Genomic DNA, 9,627 nt, shown 5'->3' on the forward strand with positions numbered 1-9,627 from the left:
CTACCGCACCTGGTTTCACACAGTGGCGGATAAAATTGGCTCCGGCGTATCGGGTTGGGGTGCCGATTCCGCCACGAGCAGGAATCGCATGCTTACCGTCCACCGCCCCTCGGCATCCGGCTGGACCAGCCAGTGGGGCTGAACCGCCACTGACTGATGTACTAACTCGAATCCGCCTTCCGACTGGCTTACGGAAGCCACCGGGAAGGTCCAGACGTCGGTGGGACGGGAGAACCCAACCTGAACGCGCAGCCCAAGCCATTGGTCCACTAAAGCCAGGCCCGACACCTGGCCGAGGTCCAATCGGGTGCCCAGATGACCGAGTTTCTCCTCGGCGAGGCTGAGGAAGAATCGGTCCTCGGCTTCGGCGGGCAACCCGGCAAAATTGAATTCCACGGCGAAAAGGAAAGGCCGATCCGGGGCAAGGTTTTCCAGCCGGTAGGCCACTTCGAGGATGGATGAACCGGCACTTAACAGGACGGCTTTCGTCACGCGGATTTTCTGGTCGAGGACGTCCGCTTCCGTGGCCAGTGTGGCCCGCACACGGTCGGGATTCGTGTGGATGGTGCCCTGGTAGGGTAGCTCCCAAAGCTTCGCCCAGGGAACCATTTGCCCACTGGCAATCTGTTCAAGCGTGGTCTCGGGGCTCAGGACAAGATCCACAAGACTTTTTCTCGGATAGATGTCGTACTGGAGGCGGGACTCCAGTCCGGCTTGTTTGAAAACAACCCGATCGTGAATGCTTGCACAGCCGTGGTGTTCCGGCGAGGCACCCGCTCGAACTTTCTCATGATAAAGCTCAGGGCGGCGGGTCATGGTGGCCAGCAGATTCCGACGGACGGGTCGGCAATCCCATTCATAGAGTATTCCCCCCTGGTGGGGTGCCAGGTATGCGACCATCCGATCATTGGCCAGGCGGATTTCTGGCCTCCCGTCAAAGTTGAAGTCGTCCGCGTTTGCCTGGACCCAGTGTTCCGGACGCCCCTGGGCTTTTTCGAGAAGTCCGTCGGCGGTGATAAGCTGCTCGTAAATGGCATTGCGTAAATGGGGGAGGTAAATACCGCCGAAGGCGCCATGCCAGTACGGGCAATTGCACTGTCCGCGATAGAGTGACAATTGGGCAGCTCGCAATTGCTCGTTGGCTGGGTCGTTGTGGATCGCCTCCTGAATCCGGCGACTAATCTCCATCATCCTTGCGTACATTTCATTGGCTTCGGGATATTTGACTCGAAAATTCCGCCAGAAGCCGCCGCGGATGAAGGATCGCACCTGGGGCCAGCGGTGGTCGCCGTGAAATTGGTGGGTCAGTTCTTGCAGGGCCTGCTGTCGGCGGAACGGCAGCGCCCACTCCGTCATCTCGCGGTAACTGCAATCGGGGAGATAAATCTTCCCGATGGGCGCCACGGAGTCGTAGGCTTCAGCGAGTGTGCAGACTTCCAGCCAGTCGCGGTTCGCGGTCAGAGCGGTGAAAAATCGCTCCAACCAACCATCGGAATAGACGTGCTTTTTGGTCTCCGGCCAGGTTCCGAATTTCTCGCCATCATCGCCAAATACGACAACAGAGCCGGGATGCTGTCGGCCGATCTCGGCGAGATAATCGATCGTGACCTGCGGATCCGCGAAGGGAATCGTGTACCGTAAACGCTCGCTTCCCGGGAAAATGGCCAGCAGGCGACCTTCATCTTCCGTGAGGTAGTAGCCCGCCAACTCGTCCTCAAAGAGTCCGGCAGCCTTGAAATGAAAATCATCGAGAACCGTGTATTCGATACCGGCAGCCACGATGTCGCGGGTCAGCGACTGTTCCCAGACGCGTTCGGGAACCCACATTCCGCGGACCCTCGCTCCCAGCCGGTTTTCCAGAAAACGGGAGTAGCGTCTGATTTGACCGATTCGGTCGGCACTCGGGATCATGGGGAGAATGGGCTCATAAAATGGCCCACCGATCATCTCCACGCGGCCAGCAGCCACAAGCTCTCGAAGTTGATCGAGATAGCCCGGCCGATGGCTGGCGAGCCATTCCATAAGCGGCCCGCTGATGTGGAGTGAGATTTTGAGAGGGTCCCACCGGGAAAACACTTCCAGGAAAGGCCGATAACTATCCTCATAGGCCTGGTGAAAAACGTGGTCGAAATTACCGATGGGTTGGTGATTGTGGAGCAACAAAACGAGTCGCACAAGGGGGGATCGATTTGCGGGGGAGTGACTCATGGGTGTGTCCAATCGATGCTCGCAAAACCAACAAAGTTGAGGAAACCATCCATCAAGCCGAGTTGGGAAGGAACACGTCGGACCGGGTGGGCAGCCAAAAGGAACGGACGCACAAGAGGCCCGACACTTCCTTTTCTTTTAGCCAAACCGTTCTAGTTTCTGTATCGGCAATCTTAAAGTAGTCACTCCAGATTACCTATCCCAATCTGTTTTCCTGAGCCATACGGATTCTCAACTGCCCCGGAGTGTTTGTGCCGCCTCTTCCGGAAAAACGGGGTTGATGTGGATGCCTGTGCCCCATTCAAATCCGGCTGCCCGACTGACACTGGGCAGGATTTCGATTCGCCAATGAAAATAGGGGGTCTTCTTGCGAAACGGCGCTGTGTGGAGAAGCACGTTGTAGCCGGGTTTGCCTAGCCGAGTCTCGATTGCCTTCAGCACGCTTTGAATAGTTTCTGCAAGGCTGGAAAGCGAACCCGGTGTCATCGCTTCAAAGCGTTCTGCGTGAGTGTCGGGAAAAATCCATATTTCGTACGCAAACCGGCTGACGAAGGGACAAAAGGCCGTGAAGCCGCTGTGCCGCAGAACGATCCGGTCGCCTCCAGCCTGTTCCTGGGATAAAAGCTGACAGTAATAACATTGGCCTTCGCGCTCGGACCAGCGTCGGGCCGCTTCCAGCTCGCTGCCGAATAACGGGGGAACCATCGGAATGGCCAGGAGTTGCGAATGGCTGTGTTCCAAGGAAGCGCCGGCGGTTGGGCCGACGTTCTTGAAGATGAGCGCGTATTCCAGATAAGGCTCGTTCGAAAGTTGCGCGAGGCGCTCTCGAAAGACGTCGAGCAGCTCTGTCACCTCGCTGATTGCCATGTCGGTCAGACTGGCCACGTGCCGCGGCGTGTCCACGATGACGTCGTGGATGCCCAGCCCTGGGAAACATGACGCTGCGAATGTGGAATCCGCTGCTGGCATTCCGCTGCACACCGCGGGATATTTGTTAGACACGACACGAACTCGCCAGCCCGGACCGTTCGGTTCGCTGTTGGGATGGCGGCGGGCAAGCACTTCGGGGGTCGTTTCGCTTTCGTTCCCCTCACAGAAGGGGCATGGACCTGACCGCACGCGGCGGACGGCCGTGTCATAGTCCTGGGGGCGTTGAGACCGGCCCGGGGCGATAATGACCCACCGACCCGTGAGGGGATCTTTCCGAAATTCCGGTTTTTTATCTGTTGAAATCGCGCCCATTGGGAGTAACCTGCAACTCACTGAACGAAGCGCCCTACGCGGCAGTCTGACCGTTGGATTCGCCTTTGTAAGTTGGAAAACCCTCCATTATGCCAGTTTTGAGCAAATCCTGCACCATTGGAGATTGCGGCAGGTTGCCGCCGCTGATAGATTCGCGGCTATGACTTAAGAGATGTATGATAGCGCGGCAGAGGTCACGGTTACCGGGTGGACGGAGTATTGAGAATGCGTCCCTTTGCAAAAGGGTGTACTGATATGGCCTACGTCGTCTTTGCGAAGCAGTTAGCGGGGCGAGCTTTGCCACTTGGGAGGAAAAGGATCATTCCGGCCTGGATGGTTGCAGGACCGGCGTTGGTTCTCGGCGGTGTTCTCACAGGCTTCTGTTGGGGCCAGGTGAAAGAACCGCCCTCGCCGGAAAATTTTCCCGCATTACAGGTTGTTCCGGAACCTTATGGACAAGCGAGTTTCATGTTCGTCCCACTTCGCCAGGAACTCTGCCGATTCCATTTCGGTCCCGGGCTTCAGCGGCCTTTTCTCTATCCGGTAAACTCCCCGGAGGGTTGGCCTTTGACCAGGATGGGACATCCTCATGACCCGGTGACTCACAGTCACCACAATTCGGTATGGATATCGCATGCCGACGTGAATGGCTTTGACTTTTGGGCAGACCGTCCTCAGACTCAGATCGTTTGCAGCCGGGTTAGCGAGTACAACGAAAGCGCCGGTGATTCCCTCAGAGCGTGGCTCATCGCAGAGCTTGAATGGCGGGCGGAGGGGCAGCCAATCCTCAAAGAACGCCGTCTTATTGAGGTCAAGGTACCTGTGGACAGCAGCTTGGCCTGGCGCTCACCCAAGGAGGCTCTTGCCGGGGGCTATTTCATCCTCATTGAATCTCGTTTCACCCCGGTTGAAAAGGCGGTGACGTTCGGCGACACGCCGTTTGGACTGATTGGCGTGCGGATGACCAAAACGATTGGAGTGCGCGATGGCGGTGGGCGCATTCTCAACAGTGACGGGCTCGTCAATGAGAAAGAGGTCTTCCGCAAGCCGGCGAAGTGGGTGGACTACAGCGGTTACATCACGCCAGACGTCGCAGGGGGGATCACCTTGTTTGACCATCCGCAAAACGAGGGTTTTCCGCACCCATTCCATGTCCGCGACGACGGTTGGATGGGAATCTGTTTGAGCTTTCAACGGCCGGTGGTGATCCCTCCCGACGGAAATTTTACCGTGAAGTACGGTTTGTGGTGTCACAGGGGTGTTCCTGACCGGCAAATAATCGAGCGGCAGTGGGAGTCCTTCACGACGTGGGTGGGGCTCGAAGCTAGCAAACCGTAGAATTCGGAAAACGGGGGTAAAGCCGGTCAGTCTTATGGCAGGGCGGATTTTCGCAATTCTGCAGCACAAACCGCAACGTGGCGCCCCGCGGTGCGCACTCAATATGATGTGACGGTTTAGCCACCATTTTGATGATGGCTGGCTACCACGGAAAGGAGGCCCGTTCAATGGCGTAGATGGAGAGATGAGTAGTTTCGGTATGACGATTCGCACTCTCATCAAATAGGAGGGCAAATTGAGCGAAGTTCGCAATGACGGGATGTCCACGAGTGAGGTCCGGCGACCATCTCATCATCCGGCCGGGATGGCAATCGGGCTTGCGGTTGGTCTGGTCCTTGGCCTGCTGGTGAATCTTTTGAGCAAGAACCGAGATACTTTCTGGCTGGCGCCATTTTTTGGGTGGTTGACGCCCGGGCGGATCGAATGGGTGACCGGACATGTGGTGGAACCGATCGGGAAGGTATTTTTGCGACTCATTTTGTGTGTCGTTTTGCCCCTGGTTTTTTCAGCGTTGGTGCTCGCCGTCGTTGAGCTTAAAGACATTCGTAAACTGGGTGCACTGGGACTGCGGGCCATAGGTTTCACGCTCTTATTCTCAGCATGTTCGGTGATGATTGGTCTTGGGCTGGTTCACGTGTTTGGACCGGGCTACGCGATCTCGGAACAAACGCGTGCAGAAATTCAGTCGCATTATCGGATCTCAGAGCGAGACGGTCGGCCATCGTCGAAGTCACTCTCGCAGGTTCTTCTCGATCTCATACCTGAAAATCCGCTTCAAGAGGCCGTGGGGGCATTGGACGGCTCCGCTAAAGGTAACGGAATGCTTGCCCTGATGGTGTTCGCGTTGCTTGTCGGCTGTGCCACCGTGAATGTGGGCAGCAGGACGGACGGGTTTGTCGGCGTTCTGGAGGGCCTTTTTGCCATCTCGATGAAAATTGTGGATTGGGCCATGCGGATCGCCCCGTTGGGCGTCGGGTGTCTCATGTTTGCAGCGATGGCGCGGTTGGGAATGGATTTGGTTGTTCCCCTTTTCGGATTTTTGGCTGTCGCCCTGGCGGGATTGGCGGTGCAGACCTTAGGTGTGTATCCCGCGGCTTTGCGTTTGTGCGGGATACGACCCGGGCGATTCTTCGGTGCGATCCGTCACGTGATGTTAACGGCCTTCGGAACGTCTTCTTCCAATGCGACGCTTCCGACCGCGCTGCGTGCTGCCGAAGAAGACCTTGGACTTTCCCCTCAAATTGCTCGATTTGTGCTGACAGTCGGCGCCACAGGCAATCAGAATGGAACGGCCTTGTACGAGGGGGTTGTGATCCTCTTTTTGTGCCAGGTCTTTGGAGTTCACCTCACCTTGCTCCAACAGGCAAGCGTTATGGTGTTCGCCATCCTGGCGGGGGTGGGGACGGCTGGCGTTCCTGCCGGATCTATCCCGATGATCATGGCCATTTTGGCAGGAATCGGAGTGCCGCCCGAGGGGATCGGTCTCATTCTGGGTTTTGATCGCTTCCTCGACATGTGCCGGACCGTCGTCAATGTGACCGGCGATCTTACGATCGCGCAGTGTTTAGACGCGTGGCATAAGAAGCAGCAGACCCGATGATACAGGCCCCCACGAGGTTCCTCGCGTCACCAAGGAATCAGATCGAGGAGGAAACCAGGGTCACTGACTATTCCGTCAGGCGATCAATGCGGAGCGCGACGTCGTTATCAAAGGCTGGCGATTGGAGGGTGTGAGAGCCTCCGGCCGTCGAGAATGTCTCCACTTTGGCCGTTACGCCGGTTTTGGTGTCAAGCCACGTCGCCTGATATTTTCCAGCGGGTAAGCGGACCGCAAGTTCCGCAGTGACATTGTGTTTTTCCAGTTCTCGAAGGTTCTTGGGTTTGTTGGGAAGCGGCACGTGGAGATAGATGGCATACACCTTCCCCGGTTGAGATAAGCAGGTGGCGGTCAACGCGGGAGATACACGTTCAACGGACTCCGTATCCGGCCGCATGTTAACGGAAGGAAGGGACTCCATAAACCGCTTGAGGATAGCAAGTTGTGGCCGCAGCGCCGGGCTGCCACCTCCCGGAGATTTGTAGTCCAGGAAGTCGCCCTCCGGATGAGCGGGGGTAAAGGAGTAATCGAGATTGCTATAAAGTGCCCCGCCGGCCAGGATGAAATCCCAGCCCTCGGTCCGATACAGGAGATCGTCTTTTCCGCGGAAGCCTGTCTCATTTTCGCCGATGGCAACGTTCCAGTGGTAATTCAGTGCGACGGTATCTGGCGGCACACAGTAATGGAAGTTAAGTATTTTGACCGCGGGATGGAGTTTTTCCACTTTTGCCCGGCCATTAGCAATATTCATCGATATAAGATGGTGCACACCAAGGCTTTTCTCAGTCTCCGCAATGACGTCGGCGATCCTCCATTGCCACTCCATCGTGACTCCGCCGAAATAGGGCTCGTTGCAGACTTCGTAATAAAGGTTATCGAAGTCTTTTAGTTCTGTGATCACCTTTCGCACAAACGCGATTTGAATTTCTGTAAGATCTTTATGTTTAAGCGTGTACACCTCCTCGCGGGGACAATTGCCTATCCCATTGATGTTATTTCGATGGTTCATCGGATTCGCGGCCCAAAGTTCATCGTTGTAGAACGGGCAGAACAGGTTGAATTCAACAACCACGCCGCACTTTTGGGCCATTGTCATAAAATCTTTGAGACGCTGGAAATAAGCGTCGTCCCAGCGTCGCAGATCGAATTTGTTACCCCCGTCGAAGTAACCCGGTTGGTCGCTCCGTGCCCAGGGACAGATGTAGCGCAGCGGTTTGGGCGCGAGGGGATTGTCAGTAATCCCGAAAGAACTGGGAATCTCACGGTAGGTTCCGGAAAAGGTCCGTGTGTGATTAAGCCCGTCGCGGGCAAGCGTTTTCAGATAACGGACATAGTCAAAATCAAGATTGAGCACCGCACCGTAGTGTTCACCGGAACCGATAAGCACGGTCGGCCGACCCCGCCACAGAAAGTAGTGGGGATTCTCCGGATGCAGGCTGATGGGGGGCTGCGCATACACCCACCCTGGCACGAAGAACCAGATGACTGTGATGGTTTGCCAAATGCAGTTTTTCATGGCAGAATCTCCCCGCAGACAAAATGTGGGCAAAACCACAACGACGTCAGTCCTCTTGATTGAAGACTGACCGACGTCCTCTAATTCCGATGGAACCGGGAGGAACTACTGCCCGGTAATATTTTGGCTAGGTGGCCTCGTGCTTCGGCGTGGAACTGGTTTTTTTTCGTCAGACTTCCCAACCTTGTCGGTATTCAGGCTTGAGCCATTGGTTTGCTTCCGCTGGACTGGTTATTCGCTGATTTTTGGCATCCCATTCGATACGGCTGCCGACCTTGAGGGCAATATTCCCGAGCAAATACGCCATGGTCAGCGGACCGGCGTAACTGAACGGACAGCTTGGACGTTCCGGATCACCGGTTTTGATACCCGCGATCCACTCGCTGTACATGTCGCCATAGCGTCGTAATGTTTGCGGAACATCAGGAAAATCTTGCTCGGACTTATGTCCCACACCGATCATTCCCTTGGTGCCCACGATCAGTGAGCCACCTTCAGGTACCTCTTTGACGCCGAGAAGGTCGGCGGGAGGCGTTTTACCGCCATCGTACCAGTACAACTTGACTGCCGGTCGGTTGCCCTTCGCCGGAAAGTTGAATCGCAGGATCGTCGCCAGAGGGAACATCTCCGTCATCGGGCCCGAGGTCTCCACGATCTCGACACTCTCTGGCGCGTCAAGTTCCAGTCCCCAATACGCGGAGTGCCACATGTGTGGGGCGATATCACCCAGGGCACCCGTTCCAAAATCCCACCAGCCACGCCACACGAATGGATGGTACACCCAGCCAGAGTGCAGTCGTTGCGGTGGGAGTTTGTAGACAGGATGGCCCTCGGGCCATTTTTCTTTGTACGGGCGCGCCGGGGCAACCCCAAGCCAGCTGTTCCAATCCAGATAGTTCGGGACGGGATCCTCGCCCTGCGGACGATCGAAGCCCTGTGGCCAGATTGGGCGGTTCGTCCAGTAGTGCACCTCCGTCACATCACCGATGGCACCACTGCGAATGATTTCCACGAGCCGAACGGTACCCGCACTGCCCCGGCCAGGAGTTCCCATGTGGGTCACGAGCTTTTTCTCGGCTGCCACTCGGGCCATCTCGTAGGCTTCAAAGACTGTTCGCGTGAGGGGTTTTTCGCAGTAGCAGTGAAGCCCCTGCTTCATCGCTCGCAAACAAATGGGAGCGTGCATGTGGTCTGGCGTGCTGACAACCACGGCGTCCAGCGTTTTCTCCTTATCCAGGAGTTCGCGGTAATCGGTGTAGATGTGAGCCTGGGGGAACCGTCGCGCCGCGGCTTCCAAAGGCCGCCGGTCCACGTCACAAAGGGCGACCACGTTTTCACCGGCGACACCCTGTAGATTCGCACCACCACGACCGCCTACCGCGATAACGGCGACGTTGACTTTCTCGTTGGCTTCATAACCGAACGCTAAGCGAGAAGGAAGGATGAGAGTCCCCGTGGAAATGGTTGCGGTGAGCTTGAGACAATCTCGGCGTGAGAGGGTGCGCTTCATGGGTGGGCCTCCTTGTGGCAGGAACATGACTCGAGTCGTACTTCAAAGCCGGAGCGACCTTCGGAGGGTCGCCTTGGACCGCCCGCGATTATAACCCCGCAGCGCCCGGTTAATCAATGAGGAGAAGCCCAGCGATTCCTCTAATTGTAAAAGTCCGGAATGAACAAAAAACGGCGTAGCCCATGCTACGCCGCTCACGCGTTTTTCGTCCACCCA

Annotated in this window: 6 protein-coding genes; 2 read left to right on the forward strand and 4 right to left on the reverse strand. The window is 56.5% G+C overall.

What is annotated here, in order from left to right:
* Positions 1-15: 15 nt before the first annotated feature.
* Positions 16-2,208 carry an alpha-amylase/4-alpha-glucanotransferase domain-containing protein gene (locus tag THTE_RS14925; protein WP_095416181.1) on the reverse strand — a complete coding sequence of 731 codons (2,193 nt, stop codon included), beginning with the start codon at positions 2,206-2,208 and terminating at the stop codon, positions 16-18.
* A 231-nt stretch (positions 2,209-2,439) separates the two neighbouring features.
* Positions 2,440-3,450: a galactose-1-phosphate uridylyltransferase gene (locus THTE_RS14930; RefSeq protein WP_095416182.1), complete on the reverse strand. Its 1,011-nt coding sequence runs from the start codon at positions 3,448-3,450 to the stop codon at positions 2,440-2,442.
* 225 nt (positions 3,451-3,675) lie between these two features.
* Here THTE_RS14930 and THTE_RS14935 point away from each other — a divergent pair, with 225 nt between their 5' ends.
* Both THTE_RS14935 and THTE_RS14940 read left to right on the forward strand, forming a co-directional pair.
* Complete coding sequence (locus THTE_RS14935) at positions 3,676-4,788, forward strand: DUF6807 domain-containing protein (RefSeq protein ID WP_095416183.1); 1,113 nt, start codon at positions 3,676-3,678, stop codon at positions 4,786-4,788.
* Between the two features lie 235 nt (positions 4,789-5,023).
* Positions 5,024-6,388 (forward strand): dicarboxylate/amino acid:cation symporter, encoded by a 1,365-nt coding sequence (locus THTE_RS14940; protein ID WP_157732138.1) that lies wholly within the window; start codon positions 5,024-5,026, stop codon positions 6,386-6,388.
* A 67-nt stretch (positions 6,389-6,455) separates the two neighbouring features.
* Here THTE_RS14940 and THTE_RS14945 read toward each other — a convergent pair whose 3' ends face one another.
* Positions 6,456-7,901 carry a DUF6298 domain-containing protein gene (locus tag THTE_RS14945; protein ID WP_095416185.1) on the reverse strand — a complete coding sequence of 482 codons (1,446 nt, stop codon included), beginning with the start codon at positions 7,899-7,901 and terminating at the stop codon, positions 6,456-6,458.
* 169 nt (positions 7,902-8,070) lie between these two features.
* Entirely contained in the window at positions 8,071-9,411 is a 1,341-nt protein-coding gene (locus THTE_RS14950) for a Gfo/Idh/MocA family protein (protein WP_157732139.1), read from the reverse strand.
* Between the last annotated feature and the right edge of the window lie 216 nt (positions 9,412-9,627).

This window comes from Thermogutta terrifontis (assembly GCF_002277955.1).
Lineage (GTDB): Bacteria > Planctomycetota > Planctomycetia > Pirellulales > Thermoguttaceae > Thermogutta > Thermogutta terrifontis.